The sequence below is a fragment of the Microcoleus sp. T3_D1 genome, from assembly GCF_036700405.1.
Lineage (GTDB): Bacteria > Cyanobacteriota > Cyanobacteriia > Cyanobacteriales > Microcoleaceae > Microcoleus.
In genome coordinates, this window is sequence record NZ_JAUBOV010000002.1 from 100,954 (window position 1) to 119,061 (window position 18,108).

Consider the following 18,108-nt stretch of genomic DNA (forward strand, 5'->3'; position numbering starts at 1 on the left):
TCAGTGGGGCAGGCAATGTCTGCCCTACTTTTATTCTTCTCTTTTCTTCCTTCGCGCTCTTGGCGTCTTCGCGGTTCGTTAAATAGTTATTATTTGAGCGGTTCGAGAGCAATACTCATAACTTTATCAACTGTCTATTTTTATGAGGAAAGATTGCATAAATCTTTGATTGATACAGACACCGCAGATGCAAGGCAGATTAACACAGATTAACGCAGATTATTTCCTGATTGGAAAGCGACTTTGGCAATCTTATCTATTATTTATTTTAACTAACTAGAACTATGAGTTTAGTAATTGCTGGCGAACGCAGCGGGGCGGGAAAAACTACTGTAACGATCGCCCTTTTAGCTTATTTAATCCGTCGCGGCTTGAATGTTCAATCTTTTAAGGTAGGCCCGGATTACATTGACCCGATGTTTCATGCTTTTGTCACTGGTCGCCCCTGTCGGAATTTAGACCCGGTATTAACGTCTGAATCTTATGTGAAAAAGTGTTTTTCTCGTCAGATTCCAGATGTCGATTATGCCTTAGTTGAAGGGGTAATGGGTTTATTTGATGGAGTGAGTCGAAGGAATCAGGAATCACGAAGCCACGACACGGATTTTGAGACGGATACACGGATTAATTATCGAAAAGAAGAAGGTAATTATGATTTTTCCTTTGCTTCTACGGCTCATGTTGCTTATTTGCTGAATTTGCCGGTATTGTTTGTGATAGATTGCAGCAGGCTCTCTGGTTCTGTGGCTGCGATCGCCCACGGTTTTCGTTCTTTTAACCCTGACCTTAAATTTGCCGGTGTGGTGCTGAATCGGGTGGCGAGCGATCGACATTTGGAACTGCTTCAAGATGCTCTCAAACCGCTCAATTTACCGATTTTGGGTGTTTTGCGTAGGGATGAGGCTGTTACTATTCCCGATCGACATTTGGGGCTGATTCCTGCTGAGGAGTTGCCGAATCTTCATGCTGCGATCGATAAACTGGCTGATTTGGCTGCTGTTAGTTTTGACTGGGAGCAACTTTTGCCTTTGTTGGCTGCAACTCGAAATGAGGGGGGTGAGGGGTCTGAGCAACTTTTGGCTAGGCACAGTCTCCCTTCGGGAATTATAACTCAAAAAGATGATGTTGTCAACTGTTTGGGAAAACAATTTGGAGTGAGGATTGCAGTTGCGCGCGATCGGGCTTTTAATTTTTACTATCAGGACAATCTTGATTTGTTGGAAGAGTTGGGTGCCCAGTTGGTATTTTGGAGTCCCCTTGATGACTCGGTTTTTCCTGACAATGTGCAAGGCTTATATTTTGGTGGTGGTTTTCCTGAAGTGTTTGCTCAAAAATTGAGCGGTAATGTTTTAATTCGGGATGCGGTAAGAAGTGCTATTTTTGCGGGAATGCCAACTTATGCGGAGTGCGGCGGTTTGATGTATTTGTGCGATTCTATTGTAGACTTCGATGGCAATTCTTGGCCTGGGGTGGGAGTGTTGAAAACTGCTGCTGCGATGGGAAAGCGTTTGACGCTGGGATACCGAGAAGCTGTTGCGGTGAGGGATAGTTCGGTGTTAACTGCTTTTGATGAGGTTTGGGGACATGAGTTTCATCGATCGCATTTAACTGTTGAACCGAGTAATCCAGTTTATCACAGTTGGAGGTATGGGAAGCGGGGGGAAGTTGAGGCGGTTGCTGAAGGTTGGGGAGTTTGTCAGGTGCACGCTTCTTATTTGCATTTGCATTGGGGTGCTCGGCCTGATATTCCGGCTCGTTTTTTGCAGCAGTGTGCTGATTTTAATTGTAAGGGTGTTTTGGGCGATCGAGAAAGCGAACTAGATTTTTTTATTTAATTAACCGCAGAGGACACAGAGGACACAGAGAAGAGAAGAGAGAGGTGTTGAGGAGTTACTGTATTAGAATGTTGATGACGGATCAAGCTAGGGGTGTTGGGATTTATGAGCGAATCAATTTCGACTAAGCAGTTGTCCGCACAATGGGTGACACCGGAGAATTTTCGGAGTTACGGTCAAGTTATCTTTGCGGCTGTTGATGGCAAGTGTTTCGATGCTGAGGATGCTCAGTTAAATTTGCAAAATGGTGTTCCTAGATTTTACATTATGCGGCTCCAGAAGGAAGGCCGCAAGTTTCGCAAAATTACGCGGCACGTTGAATGTACTCAGTGTTTGGGTTCTTTGGATGGGAAGGATTGGTTGATGGCGGTTGCGCCTCCTGGGGATAGTGATAAACCGAGTTTAGATGATGTTGTTGCTTTTCGGATTCCGGGCAATTGTTTTATTAAGTTAGATGTGGGGACTTGGCACGCTGGGCCGTATTTTGATGCGGATTTTGTTGATTTTTACAATCTGGAATTGAGCGATACTAATGTGGTTGACCATTTTACTTTTGATTTTGTGAAAAATCACTATCTGGAGTTTGAGATTGTCTGATTTGGTGATTATGGTTATAGGTTGGTTTTTTGAGTAAGATTTTTTAACCGCAGAGGGCGCAGAGGACGCAGAGGAGGAGAAGGAGGGGGTTCGCAAGTGATTGGGGAATTCTTTTTGTCTCACTAGGCCCAATCGCAACTAGGAAGGATAAAGTTTACAAGTGTTAAAATAAGTGCAATTGTCATGCCTGAGCAAAAGTATAGCATTGTTCTGCGCGAATGTCGTTTGTTAGGTGCGGACGATCATCGCCCAACGGTTGATATTGCTATCGAGGATGAGCAAATAGTAGCCGTTTCGTCGCACATCTCAGAACTTGGGGAACGCGAAATCGACATTCAAGGCAAATTAGTTAGTCCTCCTTTTGTGGAGTCGCACATTCATCTCGATTCTGCTTTGACTGCGGGGGAACCGCGATGGAATCAAAGCGGCACTTTGTTCGAGGGAATTCACATCTGGGGGGAACGCAAGCAAAGTTTAACTCTGGATGATGTCAAAAAACGGGCTGTAGAAACTTTAAGGCTGCAAGCGTCTCAAGGGATTTTGTTTGTCAGGAGTCACGCTGATGTTAGCGAACCGACGCTGACAGCTTTGCAAGGACTTTTGGAAGTTCGTGAACAAGTCAAAGATTGGATGACTCTGCAAGTTGTGGCTTTTCCCCAAGACGGGATTTACGGAAGTCCAGAAAATGACAAACTTTTAGAGAAATCTCTGGATATGGGTGCGGATGCTGTGGGCGGGATTCCGCATTATGAGTTGACGCGGGAAGATGGGGTGAAGTCGGTTGAGCGAATTTTTGAACTTGCGGAAAAATACAATAGATTAATAGATGTTCACTGCGATGAAATCGATGATGAACAGTCGAGGTTTTTGGAGGTTGTAGCGGCTTGTGCGATTAGAAGCGGGGCGGGTTCGCGGGTGACTGCAAGCCACACGACTGCCTTCGGTTCTTATAACAATGCTTATGCTTTTAAGCTGATGGGAAGTTTGGCAAAATCGGGAATTAATTTTATTGCCAATCCTTTAATTAATATTACCCTGCAAGGCCGCGCTGATACTTATCCCAAACGCCGTGGGGTGACGCGAGTTAAGGAGTTGTGGCAGCAGGGATTGAATGTGAGTTTTGGCCACGACTGCGTGCAAGATCCTTGGTATAGTTTAGGTACGGGAAATATGTTGGATGTCGCTCATATGGCGGTTCATGTTTGTCAGATGACGGGAATGGCTGAGATTGCAGCTTGTTTTAATATGGTGACAGTCAACGGTGCTAAAACTCTCAATCTGGGAGATGATAATTATGGGATAGATGCGGGGAAACTTGCAAATTTGATTGTGTTGGATGCTGATGATTGTTATGATGCTATTAGGAGGCGCGCTGCAGTTCTGTATGTGATTTCGCGGGGTAAGTTGCTGGCGGAAACAGTACCAGCGAAAACAACTTTTCTCGTACTCTGAAGTCGCAACTTTTTTTAAATTGGGCGCTGTGCAAACAACAACCGTCTTCGCGATATAAAATCAAAATGGATCTAGCTTAAAAAGCAGCATTGACTAATATCATGAGAGATGATATATTTTTAGATAATTTATTCACACAAAGAAATATGAACGCTAAGTTTCAAGACCTAGAGTGCGATACAGATATTTTGATGATTGATAAAGATACTTTTACAGTTGAAAGATTTAAAGAATTAATGAGGCAGAAGCTTGCTAAAAATCTTGAAGAAAAAATACCCAATACTGGGCAATTAATGGTTTATAAGTCGCTTTTTGATTGTTCGATAGGCGGGCTAACTCTACAAGTGGATAAAGGTCAATGGATTTTTCCTCCAGAAGGCATGGCTTGCCAACTTCTAAAAATCGGTTCCCCAAGTTGGCAAAAAGGTAAGCTTAGAATAAAAGCATCTTTAAATTGTACGCCTTATCATGTGAACATCAAAATAGATTGTGAATTTTGTCCTGATGAACTTGCCGAACCGGAATCTATTCTAGATGACATCCGCCAATCTGAGGAGTATAAAAAACTCGCTAATAACAACTGACATCTGAAACTGCTAAACTATGGATCGAGGTGCTATTCCCGATGAGAGTCCGAGAAATTTGCCAGAGCAACTGCTGCTGCAAGATGCTAAGTCTGGTAATTGTAGAGCTATTCAGGGCGGGCCTGACGATATGTTAGGGGATGTTTCCAGACTGGTTGCTCTCTAGGGAGGCAATCCTGAAGATTGGTATAAGATGACTAGCATTCAGGCTGTTACAATTAACGGAGCTTCCGTACAAGTACACTGGTTTGAAAATGCAAAAATTTTGCAACAAGTTGAATTAAAGTTTAAACGACAATATCCTAAAATAGCACCTAAGAATTTATAGGTAGATAAGTTATGATTGTTCGCTGTATTGCTAATACTGGGGCAGTTCTCCCGGAAAATTATATCGATCCGGCAAGAGGTTATACTAAAAAGGTTGAATTGCCGTTGACTGTTGGCAAGGAATATGTTGTTTATGCAATCCGCTCGTCGCAGGGAATAGTTTGGTACTATATTTGTGATGATAATTACAGCTATTATCCCATACAGACTCCCGCACCGCTGTTTGAAGTAGTTGATAACCGAGTTTCTAAGTATTGGCAGTTTATGCTTGACCCGAATGGGGTGTTAAGGTTTGCTTTTGAGCAGTGGTTTACTGACCCTTATTTTTATGATAAGCTGACGGATCAGGAAGAGGCGGAGGTTGAGATTTTTGAGAAGGTTAAGGAATTGATGGATGCTGAGGATTTTGCTTTGCCTCCGCTGGATGTTGCCGTTGAGAAGTTGCGAGAAACTGTCAGTGTTTGAGTGGGAAAAGTGCGATCGCAAATTGTTTCTTTACCACCTTGACTCAAATACCTTCAAATGGTATCAAATAGGAAGCAGCAGAATTTTGTAAAAAAAAATGAACGATGAAATTAAATCTAATAATAACTATGAGACAGTCGGTGATGATGATGTTTTGTTATTCGATGAAGCTACTTTTCTGGTGCGTAGGTTTAAAAACTTAACCGCCAGCAAGTTTAGTAAGATACTTGAAACTTATGTAGTAGGATCTAATAACCAAGGTGGTAACAAGCAGATAATTGAGTGTATGAACGAGCTGCGAGTTAACGAAAAAATAATAATTTATGGATCGGAAATAAACTGGAAGTCCCCTAACGAAGGAATCGATTGTCAAGTTCTCAAAATCGGTTCTAAGGGTTGGCAAAAAGGAAAGATTAAAATCGAAGTTAAGGAAGATTTACAGTTGGGTCAAACACAGGTATGTATAAAGTTTTGTCCTGATGAACCACTAGAGCCAAAATCTCCTTTAGATGATATCAGACAATCCGAGGAATACAAAAAACTGAGCAATAATAACTGACAGCCCGATCGCGATTACAATACAATAATCGATCGCACCTATATCTGAACCTTAGATTTTCAACCGCAGATGAGGGCAGATGTACGCGGATGAACGCTGATGTTGTTTGGGATGGACTAATGATAAATATAGAAGAATATGTCGATCGCACGGCCGAACTGATAAACTTACCCTTAGACCCGGAACATCGTCCAGGCGTTGTGGTAAACTTCGAGAGAATAGCTGCGATCGCCCGACTCGTTACTGAATTCCCTTTACCTCAAGAAGTAGAAGTCGCGCCAGTGTTTGAACCTTAAATTTTTAACCGCAGATGAGGGCAGATGAACGCAGATGAACGCAGATGTTTTTTAGATAAGGCTGATGCGGTTGCTACGGCAGCGGCTGTTAAATGTGGTAGGGTTACGGCTACAGAGGCGGTAAGTGCTGCTTTGGAACGGATTGCTGTTAAGGATAAAGCTTTTAATTGCTTTACTGCCATCACTGCATCAAGCGCACTCGCAGCAGCCGAAAATATAGATAATTTGATCGCAAATAACCAAAACCCAGGCCCTTTAGCAGGCGTTCCCTTCGCTGTCAAAAACCTGTTCGATATCGCCGGAATTACCACTCTAGCTGGGTCAAAAATCAACGCTGACAATCCTCCGGCTACCCAGGACGCGGCGGTGGTCGCCCGACTAAAACAAGCCGGGGCTGTGCTCGTAGGTACTCTCAACATGGATGAGTACGCCTACGGTTTCGTCACGGAAAACAGTCACTACGGCCCGACTCGCAATCCCCGCGATACTACGCGCATCGCCGGCGGTTCCAGCGGCGGTTCCGCAGCAGCAGTCGCCGCCGGTTTTGTACCCATCACTCTCGGTTCTGATACTAACGGTTCCATCCGCGTACCGGCTGCTTTGTGCGGTGTCTTTGGGTTTAAGCCTACTTACGGCCGTTTGTCCAGGGCTGGCGCTTATTTATTTTCGGGTAGTTTGGATTGTGTGGGGCCGTTTGGGCGATCGATCGGAGATATGGCGCTGCTGTACGATATCCTGCAAGGCCCTGATTCTCGTGACCCAGTTTGCACTCAACGCCCGCCAGAACTTTGTTCGCCGCAGTTAAATCAAGGCATTGAAGGATTGCGAATTGCTGTTGCTGAGGGGTATTTCGCCACAGGGGCCGAACCGGAAGCAATGGATGCTGTAGAAATAGTTGCTAAAGCCTTGACAAATGTCTTGGATTGTGGTATTAGCACAGAAAAAACAACAAACCCCCCAAAAATAGGGGGGCTTGCAACTGTCAGCATACCGGAATCCGATCGCGCCCGGGCTGCGGCATTTATCATTACCGCCTGCGAGGGGGGAAACTTGCATTTAGATAATTTGCGATCGCGCCCTCAAGACTTCGATCCTGCCACGCGCGATCGCTTTTTAGCGGGAACCCTGATCCCTGCGACTTGGTACTTGCAAGCCCAGAGATTCAGACAGTGGTACCGCGATCGAATTCGCGAAATATTCCAACAAACAGACATCATCCTCGCACCCGCCACCCCGATAGCTGCCCCTGAAATTGGCGTCGAGAAAATGGTAATAGCCGGACAAGAAATCTTAGTGCGTCCCAATCTCGGACTGTTCACCCAACCCCTATCGTTTATTGGCTTGCCCGTTCTTTGCGTGCCCGTACAGCGGCCCGGCGCTTTGCCCTTGGGGGTACAAATTATTGGTGCTCCCTACAGCGAAGCGGTGATTCTCCGAGTCGCTGCGGTACTAGAATCGCAAGGCATTATATCTGCCGAATCAATTTAGTGCTAATAATTCTAGGGCTTGTTATTGCGGTGGAAGCGTCTCTTAGTCCTTCTGGCAATAGCTTTGCGCTTCTGCTTTTCCAACGGGGTTTCAAAGTGGCGGTGCTTTCTCATGTCGGGGAAAATACCCGCTTTAGAAACTTGTCGCTTAAACCGTCGCAGGGCTGACTCAATCCCTTCATTTTCGCCTATTACAACTTGGGTCATTATTTCTCCTTTTGTTCGGTAGATCAAGTTTTATCATATCAAGGTTTTTGGCCGCGCGACCTGTTGAAGGTCGCGCGATCGACCAAAACCCAAAAATCATACCAGAAAATTGGTTCGTAGTGAGGAATGCAAGTCCTGCTTTTTTGCGGACTGAAGTCCTCATTGACTACTGACTACTGACTACTGTCAATTGACTACTGACTACTGACCAACTGATTTTCCTGTCGCAGGTAAGCTTGAATAAACGGCTCTAATTCGCCGTTCATCACATCTGCGATGGCGGTTGTTTCCACTCCAGTACGCAAATCCTTGACCATTTGGTATGGGTGAAAAACATAATTGCGAATTTGGTTGCCCCAAGCTGCCTCTACCATGTCGCCGCGAATCTCGGCAATTTCCGAAGCCCGTTGTTCCTTAGCAACGACCAACAGTCTAGCCTTGAGTAATGCCAGAGCTTTTTCTTTATTTTGCAACTGACTGCGTTCTTCAGTGCAGCGCACGGCCAAACCGGTAGGAATGTGAACGATGCGTACAGCAGTTTCTACCTTGTTAACATTTTGCCCGCCCTTGCCGCCAGCGCGGGAAGTCGTGATTTCCAAATCTTTTTCGGGAATGTCCAACTTGACGGATCGATCGAGAATTGGCATCACTTCGACGCCTGCAAAACTGGTTTGACGCTTGTCGTTAGCATTAAAAGGCGAAATTCTGACCAAGCGGTGAGTGCCTTTTTCCGATCGCATATAACCGTAAGCGTAACGGCCGACAATTTCCAAAGAAGCCGATTTAACACCTGCTTCCTCTCCCTCGGAAATTTCCATTAAATGTACTTTGTAACCTTGACTTTCCCCCCAGCGGGTGTACATCCGCAGCAGCATTTCGGCCCAATCTTGAGCATCTGTGCCGCCGGCCCCGGCGTTAATTGTCAAAACGGCGCCGCCTTCGTCGTAGGGCCCCGATAGTAATTGTTGCAGTTCCCACTGGTCGAGTTCGCGGGTTAACTGAGAAAGACTCGATGAGGCTTCTTGGAACAGGGACTCGTCGGCTTCTAATTCCAGCAGTTCTAAAATAGCTTTAGCATCTTCCAAGCTCGTTTGCCAGCCGCGATATTGGTCTAAATGAGATTTGAAGTCATTAAGTTCTTGGAGGGTTTCTTGAGCTCGATCTTGGTCGTCCCAAAATGCTGGTTGGGCGCAGATTTGCTCTAAGTCTTGAATTTTGGCTGTGAGTGCGGGGATGTCAAAGATAGTCCTGGGTTGTACCCAGTCGATCGGACAATGTTTCGATATTGTGTTTGATGTCTAGAACTTCCACTGTGAGTTCTCCGGCGTTGTGGGGTGTCTTGTTTATTTTAGATCGATATCGGCCGTCTGTGAAGACAAAAATCCAGATTTTGCTTCATTCGTAGCGTATATTTTGGAGCAGAAAATTTGTTGAGTCGGGCAGATGGGTATGAATTTAGATGCGTTAGGAGCTAGGTTTTCACGGTGGGGCGATCGCCCGGAATATCTAAGCGAGGGTGTTTTGGCAGTTATGGGAGCCGGATCGAGCTCGTATTTACCGTGGCTGTCTCAAGTCGATCGACAATAACCCAAGCGATGCCGATCGGGCAAAAAATTCCCTCCCTCGAAAAATTCAGAAATTGCCCTTGGGAATCGTCTTATAGAAGGGAAGGGCAGAAACAGGAATTCAGGTGGCAATCAATAAAATGCCCTCTTGAGCTTATCTGTTGGGTTTTGCCATACCTTGAGCGAACCTATAGCAATCCTCGCATCATGTGTGAATTTCTTGCTTTCTCCCCTAGAACGGGGAGGGTTGGGGTGGGGTAAAAAATTTACGACTCCTGCAAGGATTGCTATAGAAGGCTCTGGTTGGAGATTAAGCGTTGGCGTAGCGTGCGCTGTTTTTGACTGCAAGAATTGCTATCGCCCTTTTCCCGATCTCAAAATTATCTACAAAATCTCCCATCACGGTGCATCAAACAAGGGAAAAGCCCTTGAATAATTCCTAATTTCCATGATGCTATCAAGTTGGTAGGGGTATGAACTTAAATTGTCAAGGATCTGTGTTTTCACGCGATCGCCAGGAAGATATCGGCACTGTTTTTTGGTCGCTTTGGCAGCAGAATCAAAACGATATTTATCGTTGCTGTCTCAAATGGATGAACAATAACCCAACCGATGCTGAAGATGCGCTCAGTCGGGCGATGCTCAAAGCTTGGGAAAAGGCGCAAAAGTATGCGGCGGGAGAAATTACCAATTTTAAGGCTTGGCTGACTCGACTGACTCGCAATCTCTGCATAGATATTCATCGCTCGCGCGATCGAGCAGCGAAAAGAGTTGAGAATATAGAAGCGATCGCCTCAGTCGAGGAAATAGAACTGGTTTCTGTGCATGATACGCCCCTGGGCGCTCTGGAGAAAGACGAGAAAAAGATGGTGATTCGGCGCGCTATCGATAACTTATCGCCTAAGATGCGCGAGACTTTTATGCTTCACTTTTATCAAGAACTCTCTTATCAAGAGATTGCCCAACAGCAAGATATTTCCTACCAGAATGTCTGCAAACGGATCTCCCAGGCGCGGGCCATTCTGCGTCTTGAGTTAAAGGGATATTGGATCGGGGATGATTCTACTGATGGAGAGGAGTCTCCAAAAGGGGAAGAGTCGAAAAAGAGGGTTGAGTCTCCAAAAGGGAAAAAGTCCCAAAAGACGGTGGAGTCTCCAAAAGGGGAGGAGTCCACCAAGACGGTGCGAGTTGAACCCATTGCGATCGAGACTGTTATATTATCTGAAAAGATACAAGAAGTAGCTATAGTTGCCGGTGCGGAACCGCAAGAGCCTGCACTATCCGAGCCGCAGATAGAGTCTGCGATAATTTCGGCTCAATCCGACGGGCAATTAGAAGTAAAGCAAAATGCTTGTCGGCGGTTTAAGGCGACGCTGTGTGTTTGGCAGCTAACACAGGTTTTAATAAAAACTCAATAAAAAATTTTGTCGGTTTTCAGCAAGCTCGATCGACTAGATTCCCATCGGTGCTGGTGGCTGTGGATGGATAGCGGCGGCTCTTTTCCATCTAAAAAGTACAATCCTCGACGCACGGCGCGATGCTTAGAAACCGGGTTTTTTACCTTGGGTGCGGGCTGTAAGGAAGTACACTCGTAAAAAAACCCGGTTTCTGGACCCCCATGCGTCCAGGACTAAAGTAGCTGAGTACAAAGGCGCATATTTCACAAAGTTAGTGAAGAAGTTGCGATCGCATTTTCCTGAACGCTCTTAGCATTTGGACAATGGCGATACGGATGCTGCTGGCAATTTTTTCAGGCAATTCAACAAAAACTGTAGCGTCTCTTCGTAGGGAACGCAACTTCAGCCTCAGTTACCTGATGGTTGGTTTTGTCATGGGTTCGTTTTAGCTTTGACGGGGAGACACTGAAAAAGTTGCAACATATAGCCTTTGTCTCAGTAACATGAGGTGCGCTGACGGGCACAGGGGCATGGGCTCGCGGATTCGCCCGCATACCTCACAACGCGATCGAACCGCTATATATAGTCTTGGACGCAAAAAACCCGGTTTCTGAGAAAAATCGTGCATTGATGGCTGAGATATTAAAAGTCCAGGACTGATACAGTCCGAAAAGTCTCTCTTTCTTGCATCTAGTTTTATGCGTGCATTCAGTTAAGGCAAAAACTCCTCTACCTCAAAAATTCATAAATGGCGATTTGAGATCGTCTTATAGATGGAAAGGGCACGAACAAAGCATTGAAATGCTAATTAATTAAATGCCCTTTTCAGCACAAAACTAAACACAAGAGTGAGAGAAAAAGATGCCGAAGATCAAAATTGAATTAGTGGATGTTTTTTGCCGATATACTGAAGATATAGCCGGTGCTGACGATTTTTATCTCCTCGGTGCTTTGGTAGGCGGGGAAGTCACAAAAGTAATTGCGACGCGCCCTATCAAAATTAATGACAAGCAAACCAAAACCTTCCGTCCAGAGGACACCGTTTTATTTGAAGGCGATATCCCCGCAGGACAAACCGTCAAAGGCGGAATCAAGGCTTACGACGAAGATGTTGCAAAAGACTGGGCTAATAAGTACGGCGAAACAATTACACAGATTTCCAGTGCTGTTTCAACTGCTGTAGCAGCGGCCGGTGGTCCACAAGGAGCCATTGCGGGAACCGTTCTTGCAGCAGCTACAAAGGCGGTAGGCCTATTCGCTAATTTGGACAAAGATGACTTGCTGGATACTACCGAACTAGAAATTTCCGCCACAGGATCCTCCAGGGAAGAGCGCTCCTGGGTAATGAAGAAAAAAGATGGCATTAATTGGTCCACCTGGGATTACACACTTCGCTATCGGATTACTCGTTCCTAAAAACGCAGCAATTTCAGTCGGATTTCCCGATCTTGTATGTATGGTTAAACTACGAAAAAACCAGACATACAAGATTTTTTTTAGCCAGTTATCAAGAGACAAATCCAAATGCCAAAGAATAAAATTATTGTCTTAAGTGACATACACATCAGTACCAATGAACCCACAAACTGGTATCAAAGAGAATTTTGCCGTCGAGTACCTCGGCGACGGCTGTTGTTTGGATTCCTGTACGCAGATCCAAAACTTTGCCCTGGTTCGCGCTGTCGCTGGCCAATTGATATTCCCGAATTGGTTGGTTAAGGACTGTTTTTAGGATCTCGCCCTGAATGTCTGCAAGCTGTTGAACTCCTTGTCTTTGCATAATAGCAAACAGTTTGCTGGTGAGAACCGCCAAAGCCCTTTCTCTATTTTGCAATTGACTCCCCTCCTGATTAGATATTGCAGAAATACCAGTAGGAATATGCACAATCCTCACCCAACTTTCGACTCTGTTACAATTCAGGTTGCGAGGAGGCAAGATTATTTCTAAATCCTGCTGTGGAATCTCCAGTTCCACATACATTGGCACAACTTCGACCGTCGCTGGAGTCCGCAGCTTTCTGGTAATATTAAAAGGCGATTTACGTTTCAGTTGGTGCACTCCGGTTTCTGACTTTAGATAGCCGTAAGCGTAACGTCCGTCTATTGCCAAAGTTGCAGAATTAATTCCTCTATCTGTCGATGGCGAAATTTCAACTAACATAACTCCATAGCCTCGGTTCCGTACCCAGCCAACATACATTTTCAGCAACATATCTGCCCAGTCTTGAGCATCTAGGTCATCTATTGCTGCATTATTAATTATCAGGTAGGCTCCATTTTTGTCGCAAGGCCCGCTCAAGGATTGCTCTAATTCACACTCTTCGAGAGAGCAGTTGAGTTGAGCTAAATTAGTTTGAAGTTCTTGCTCTAATTCCTCGTCTGCTTGAAATTCGAGTAACTCCAGTGCTGCTGTAGCATCTGCCAAAATTGTTTGGCACTGGTTGAGTTTGGCCTGGTAGGATTGGAGTGCGTCTAGTTCTTGGAGTAGCCGTTCGCCTGTGTTGATGCTGTTGCCCGATTTCGGCTGTGGTGCTAGCTGTTGTAACTTTTGGCTCTCGGCGGTTAATGCTGAGCTAAAGATAGTCTTGTAGACCCGTTAGGCGATCGGACAATGTTTCGATGTTGTGTTTGATGTGTAGAATTTCCACGGTTAGTCCTCATGGTTTTGAATTCTTTTACAAATTATAGCTGAAATTAGGATATTTCAACAAAATGTTATTGTTTCTTCGTAATTAGATATCCTGCGAACCAGTTGAATTGAAAATTTTACCGCATTAAAAATTAAAAAAAAGTTGTTATAATCTAAAATCAGGTTAACGATCTCGATGGAAGTTAACTGCCATGATTTCCCCAGAACTCAAATTAAGCTTGCCGTCCACCGAAGACCTGCCCTGTTCGGACGATACGCCTGTGGATAACGAAGACCAGAATCTGCTACCCAACCTATTGTTGTTTGTCCTGACCGGTATTTGGTCGGCTCGCATGGATTGGTACTTTGGGGTGGATATGGCAGTGTATCACACTACAGGAATCAGTCCCAAAGTGCCTGTTCCGACGGGTTCCTCAGTTTGGGGGTGGAGCGCCGAAAAGGAGGCAAATCTCGCCGCAGCTATGCTGTCTGGGAAGAAAACGAGGTTGTGCTGATCGTAGCATTGGAAATGGTGTCTCACAAACCCGGTGGAGAGTACGACGAGAAGATGTCGATTTATGCCGGGTTAGGGGTTTTGTACTACATTATTTACAACCCCGAATTTTGGCGGCGCGATCGGCATCAACCGTTTGAAGTGTACAAGCTGATTGACGGGCAGTACCGGCAGCAGATTGGCGAACCCTATTGGATGCCTGAAGTGGGACTGGGCATGGGGCGCTCTGGGCAAGTTATTGGGGGCATCGAGCAAGAAATTTTGGTTTGGTACGACGAGTCAGGAAATATCTATCCCCTGCCGGATGTAGCGACGGGGCAGATGCGCGAACAGTTGAGAGTAGAACGACAGCGAGCTGAGGGTCTACAACAGCGAGCCGATCGCCTAGCTGAGTATTTGCGATCGCAGGGGATCGATCCCGATAACCTGCCTGAATCGTGACAGGAAATTCGATCGCTTGACCGCATTCTTCCTTCTTTCTTGTGACAACTGTCAACTGCAGGGCTGTTTCATTCTCAGAAAAACCAGGGTTTTGTAGGGGCGGTGCCCCCGTGCCCGCCCAGCCGATAGACGAGCGGGTAGGGGTTTCAGATATCGGGGCAACCGGGCGTGGGATTGCCCCTACAAGAGAATGAAACAGCCCTGCTGTCAACTGTCAACTGTCAACTGTCAACTGTCAACAGTCAACAGTCAACAGTCAACTGACTTCTTATATATACTGCGAACCTGTTGAATTGAAAGTTTTACCGCATTCGTGAGCGCATACGTCCAACCTTTTAGAACAGGAAAAACTTTTTGTGAGGTCTTCGCGAAACCAATCTCTGGCGATCGCATCTTTCACCGATTGAGTTCTGAGAGAATTAAAACCATTTCCGTACTTTTCAATTAAAGCCAGCATTTGCGGTCTGTAAGTGTGGTTATAAACAGCGTATTTAGTATGGCTTACCCAACAGCAAGGCCAGAGTTCCGCTTCAAAACTGATGAAAATCTCTTTGCTGGCTTGAGTTTGACAGCTAATTTCTACATTCCGGTAGTAATTGTTTAGGCTACCAAATTTTTCTACAGCTTGGATAAATTGGTCTCCCTGTGGATTTTTATATTGTTCCAATGATGGGGGTTGAAGTTCTTCGCTGGCTGGCTGTGATGGGACAGAAGGAGTTGGTTCTGGTGCTTGAGATGTTTCGATAGCTATAGCTTGATACCAAGCATAATTTGCTTTTTCTGGTTGCCCCAACTGTGTCAACACTTTAGCTAAATTGCGATAAGCTCCGGCAAAATTGGGCTTAAGCTCGATCGCCTTTTGGTAATAAGCACTAGCTGGCTGCCACTGTTGCTGTTGAGCATAAAGACTGCCGACATTAGCATAAACTTCTGGAAAATCAGGCTGAATTTTAAGTGCCTTTGCGTAACAGTCTGCTGCTGCTTGCATCTTCCCCAAACCTTGAACAGCATTGCCCAAAGTTTTCCAGGCGGCTGCAAAATTAGGTTGAATTTTCAGGGCTTGTTGGCTGGCTGCGATCGCCTCTGAGAGCTGTCCTTGTCTCAAACAGTCCTCAGCTTGTTTGTGCAACCCAACAGCGGTCTGTGTTTGATTTTGAGGGGCTGACGCATTAGTTGTTGCTGGTTGGTTGGCGCGATCGCTAGACGCCTCTACCTGAGAGTTTTCTCGCTTCTGAGGCTGTTGATTGGCGGACTCTTTCTCATAAATCTCTTTCGCCACAAAACGAGAGGTAGCTTTCGGTACAAACTCGACAAAGCCTAGTTGTTGGGCTAAATCCCGCGCTGCTTCTACTTGGTGCTGGTTGTGTTCAAAAATCAAGTAGTGCCATACAGCCTTTCCGCCAGCTTGGATAAAGGCATTAACCGACTGCATTATCCTGTCCCAGTTGGTATTTTGGCGGTAGATGCTGTTAGTATCTGCCAACCCGTCGATACTAAAAATTACGCGATCGTATTCTCCTGTCATCGCCTTTGCCAGGGCTTGCCACCAGTCTGGATTGCGTCCGCTACCGTTGGTGTACAGGCAGATTTGAGGAACTCCCATGCGGTGCAAATATTCGATCGCGGGAATTGTGGTATTGCTAGTCATAGCATCGCCGTAGTTGCCGCACATATACACCAAATCCAACTGAGAGCAAAACTCTTGTGGAAAAATTCTCTCAATATCCTCCATCTTTAATTCCGCCCCCGGCAAAATCGGGTTGCCGGTGCGGGGACACTGGGGACAAGCTGCATTGCACCTGGAAGTAATTTCTACGCTGACTCTCCTGATATCTTCATATTTTAAGTACATGAGTTTTCTCCAATTAATTTGTGATTAATATTGAAATCGCGATCGACAGAATTAGATAACAAGACCTTTGATAGAGTGATTAAAAAGTAATATTATACTTCATGTCTGTCGCCGGCGGACATGATATAAGTTTTTTAAATGAGGGACAGAGGACGAGATGACGACTATCTTGATTCCCAATCTTAATCAAAAACCGCGGCCCGATGTCGATCGGGCCGCGGTTTTTTTTAAGCTACAGTTTCAATTAATCGCGGCCGTTGAGAGCAATCAGCAGGCGCAGAATAAAGATGAACAAGTTGATGTAGGTCAAGTACATCGACAGAGCGGCGGGCAGATACTGGTCGTCGCGGTAGGTGCGGGGTAATATGTAAAAATCGACGATCGCAGCGCCGGCAAATATAAACACGCCGATGCCAGAAATGCCAATTTCCAACCAAGTTGGGGTGTAGACGCCAAATAGAGCGAGCAGAAACTGACCGCCAACGACGACTAACAAAGCAATGACACCTAAACTGATAGTTTTGGTGAGGGCCATGCCGTCTTGTTCAGAAAGGTTGGAGCCAATTTGGCGGGCGGCGATAAAGGTAATGCCGCATCCGAGTGCAGCAAAAGCGATGCCGGAGATGCCGACGCCTTGGCTTCTGAGGGCTACAGACACCAACCCGCTGAGGGTGTAACCGGAAAGCAGGCTGTAGGTTGCCAGCAGGGGCAAAGCGGTATTTTTGTTGCCTTGTTCGGCGGCGGCGCGAGCGACGAAGAATAGAATTAATTCTACGACGATCGCGGCGATGAATGTGGGAAAGAAGATCCCGGGATAGTTACGAATCACTCCGAGGCCCCCGTAGGTGCCGACAGCAGTTAAGACAAGTCCGCCGCCCACGAAGGGGAGAGCGTTGGAGATGACGTTGGGGCCTACTAGCGCGTGGTTTTTGGCCTCGCGCACGGCTTCGCGGAAATTGCTAGTGTTACTCACGAGGATTTACCTAATTTTGGCTGAGAATTGCTATCTCTATTTTGACAGCTTTACAGTTTGTTTGCAAAACCTGAAAGAGTTTAAAGATTTGATAAAGAACGGGGGTGAAATCACTCCAAAGCAGGGATCGATTGTTTATAATCGACTGCGTACAGGTATGTGTCGTGTCGCTGTCTCGCACCGTTGCGCGTCGCGGCAAAGCTATAATTGAGTTTAAAGGGCCGGCGCTATCGGCGGCCAGGGGCCAGGTTAAAGTCTATCAGATCGCAGATAGCGGATGTAAATCAATTTTGGATTGGGGATTTACGATTGGGGATTAAGGAGTATATGCTAGAGACAGGGGCCAGAGTTGATTTTAGGTTTTTGATTTGCGACTTAGTTGAAACTAGGGGCCAGAAACTTCAATAATCTAAAATTTAAAATCTAAAATCTACAATCTAAAATCTAAAATCTAAAATCTAAAATCGGTTCCGTTAATGGCTAAGGTAGCTTAGACAGAGGATACCCGGAAAATTAATGAATAGATCGAGTGCTATCGACAAACTGCTAAATAGGTAATGTCCCATGCCCACATTTTTTGATCGCAAATTATTGCCACCTACAGCCGGAATTTTATTGGCTGCCTCCGTTATTTCCGGCGGTCAAGCTGCCGTTGCAGCTAATTTCCGAGCCGTTTATACCGCTACTTCAGGGCAGGGTTCAGAAAATTTGCTGCTGGCTAAGAATACCGAGCAATTCACCAACAGAAATTCTGGAATCCCGAGCCGGGGACCGGGAAAGCCGGTGCCTCTCCCCGCAAGAATTCCTGAGCCTTCGGCGGTGGTAGGGTTGGGTTTAGTTGCGGGTTCGCTGGCGCTGACTCGCCGGAGAGTGAGAGTTAAAAATTAGACTTTTGGCAAAAAGTCTAATTTTAGGATTTTTAACCGCA

Annotated in this window: 20 protein-coding genes; 15 read left to right on the forward strand and 5 right to left on the reverse strand. The window is 45.7% G+C overall.

Annotated features, from left to right (window positions below; translation table 11 throughout):
- Positions 1–284 precede the first annotated feature (284 nt).
- The 9 genes from QT992_RS02225 to QT992_RS02265 all read left to right on the forward strand — a co-directional run bounded on the left by QT992_RS02225 (position 285) and on the right by QT992_RS02265 (position 7,603).
- Entirely contained in the window at positions 285–1,835 is a 1,551-nt protein-coding gene (locus tag QT992_RS02225; protein ID WP_333335309.1) for a cobyrinate a,c-diamide synthase, read from the forward strand.
- A 105-nt stretch (positions 1,836–1,940) separates the two neighbouring features.
- Positions 1,941–2,432 (forward strand): ureidoglycolate lyase, encoded by a 492-nt coding sequence (locus tag QT992_RS02230; protein ID WP_333313253.1) that lies wholly within the window; start codon positions 1,941–1,943, stop codon positions 2,430–2,432.
- Between the two features lie 183 nt (positions 2,433–2,615).
- The gene (codA, locus tag QT992_RS02235) at positions 2,616–3,884 is read left to right on the forward strand and encodes a cytosine deaminase (RefSeq protein WP_333313255.1); all 1,269 of its coding nucleotides are present in this window, start codon (positions 2,616–2,618) and stop codon (positions 3,882–3,884) included.
- Positions 3,885–3,973: 89 nt separating this feature from the next.
- Entirely contained in the window at positions 3,974–4,468 is a 495-nt protein-coding gene (locus QT992_RS02240; protein ID WP_333313257.1) for a KGK domain-containing protein, read from the forward strand.
- A 19-nt stretch (positions 4,469–4,487) separates the two neighbouring features.
- Entirely contained in the window at positions 4,488–4,634 is a 147-nt protein-coding gene (locus QT992_RS02245; RefSeq protein ID WP_333237027.1) for a hypothetical protein, read from the forward strand.
- A 173-nt stretch (positions 4,635–4,807) separates the two neighbouring features.
- Complete coding sequence (locus QT992_RS02250; RefSeq protein ID WP_333313259.1) at positions 4,808–5,260, forward strand: hypothetical protein; 453 nt, start codon at positions 4,808–4,810, stop codon at positions 5,258–5,260.
- Positions 5,261–5,357: 97 nt separating this feature from the next.
- A complete protein-coding gene (locus QT992_RS02255) occupies positions 5,358–5,819 on the forward strand; it encodes a KGK domain-containing protein (protein ID WP_333313261.1) in 462 nt (153 codons plus the stop codon).
- 119 nt (positions 5,820–5,938) lie between these two features.
- Entirely contained in the window at positions 5,939–6,115 is a 177-nt protein-coding gene (locus QT992_RS02260) for a DUF4089 domain-containing protein (protein ID WP_333313419.1), read from the forward strand.
- A gap of 24 nt (positions 6,116–6,139) precedes the next feature.
- A complete protein-coding gene (locus QT992_RS02265) occupies positions 6,140–7,603 on the forward strand; it encodes an AtzE family amidohydrolase (protein WP_333313263.1) in 1,464 nt (487 codons plus the stop codon).
- An 11-nt stretch (positions 7,604–7,614) separates the two neighbouring features.
- On the opposite strand, the gene rpsU is transcribed toward QT992_RS02265, so the two are convergent.
- Complete coding sequence (rpsU, locus tag QT992_RS02270) at positions 7,615–7,809, reverse strand: 30S ribosomal protein S21 (RefSeq protein ID WP_006632476.1); 195 nt, start codon at positions 7,807–7,809, stop codon at positions 7,615–7,617.
- Between the two features lie 194 nt (positions 7,810–8,003).
- A protein-coding gene (gene prfB / locus QT992_RS02275) for a peptide chain release factor 2 (protein ID WP_333376449.1) occupies positions 8,004–9,120 on the reverse strand; the annotation gives its coding sequence in 2 pieces (ribosomal slippage) (positions 8,004–9,047 and positions 9,049–9,120; 1,116 coding nt in all).
- A gap of 138 nt (positions 9,121–9,258) precedes the next feature.
- Between prfB and QT992_RS02280 the strand changes: the two genes are divergently transcribed.
- From QT992_RS02280 to QT992_RS02290, 3 genes are all read left to right on the forward strand, one after another.
- Positions 9,259–9,396: a hypothetical protein gene (locus tag QT992_RS02280; RefSeq protein WP_333313266.1), complete on the forward strand. Its 138-nt coding sequence runs from the start codon at positions 9,259–9,261 to the stop codon at positions 9,394–9,396.
- 451 nt (positions 9,397–9,847) lie between these two features.
- Complete coding sequence (locus QT992_RS02285; RefSeq protein WP_333313268.1) at positions 9,848–10,792, forward strand: sigma-70 family RNA polymerase sigma factor; 945 nt, start codon at positions 9,848–9,850, stop codon at positions 10,790–10,792.
- Between the two features lie 840 nt (positions 10,793–11,632).
- The gene (locus tag QT992_RS02290) at positions 11,633–12,187 is read left to right on the forward strand and encodes a hypothetical protein (RefSeq protein WP_333335300.1); all 555 of its coding nucleotides are present in this window, start codon (positions 11,633–11,635) and stop codon (positions 12,185–12,187) included.
- Between the two features lie 148 nt (positions 12,188–12,335).
- On the opposite strand, the gene QT992_RS02295 is transcribed toward QT992_RS02290, so the two are convergent.
- The gene (locus tag QT992_RS02295; RefSeq protein WP_333335451.1) at positions 12,336–13,352 is read right to left on the reverse strand and encodes a PCRF domain-containing protein; all 1,017 of its coding nucleotides are present in this window, start codon (positions 13,350–13,352) and stop codon (positions 12,336–12,338) included.
- 260 nt (positions 13,353–13,612) lie between these two features.
- On the opposite strand from QT992_RS02295, the gene QT992_RS02300 reads away from it, so the two are divergent.
- Positions 13,613–13,915, forward strand: a complete 303-nt coding sequence (locus tag QT992_RS02300; RefSeq protein WP_333335297.1) for a Uma2 family endonuclease — start codon at positions 13,613–13,615, stop codon at positions 13,913–13,915.
- On the forward strand, positions 13,909–14,355 hold the full coding sequence (locus QT992_RS02305) for a hypothetical protein (RefSeq protein WP_333335294.1): 447 nt from the start codon (positions 13,909–13,911) through the stop codon (positions 14,353–14,355). The genes QT992_RS02300 and QT992_RS02305 overlap by 7 nt, the downstream gene beginning before the upstream one ends.
- 268 nt (positions 14,356–14,623) lie before the next feature.
- Here the strand turns inward: QT992_RS02305 and QT992_RS02310 are convergent, their stop codons facing one another.
- Both QT992_RS02310 and QT992_RS02315 read right to left on the reverse strand, forming a co-directional pair.
- Positions 14,624–16,207: a tetratricopeptide repeat protein gene (locus QT992_RS02310; RefSeq protein WP_333335291.1), complete on the reverse strand. Its 1,584-nt coding sequence runs from the start codon at positions 16,205–16,207 to the stop codon at positions 14,624–14,626.
- 244 nt (positions 16,208–16,451) lie between these two features.
- Entirely contained in the window at positions 16,452–17,180 is a 729-nt protein-coding gene (locus QT992_RS02315) for a Bax inhibitor-1 family protein (RefSeq protein ID WP_333335288.1), read from the reverse strand.
- A gap of 564 nt (positions 17,181–17,744) precedes the next feature.
- Here QT992_RS02315 and QT992_RS02320 point away from each other — a divergent pair.
- The gene (locus QT992_RS02320) at positions 17,745–18,068 is read left to right on the forward strand and encodes a PEP-CTERM sorting domain-containing protein (RefSeq protein WP_333313273.1); all 324 of its coding nucleotides are present in this window, start codon (positions 17,745–17,747) and stop codon (positions 18,066–18,068) included.
- Positions 18,069–18,108 lie beyond the last annotated feature (40 nt).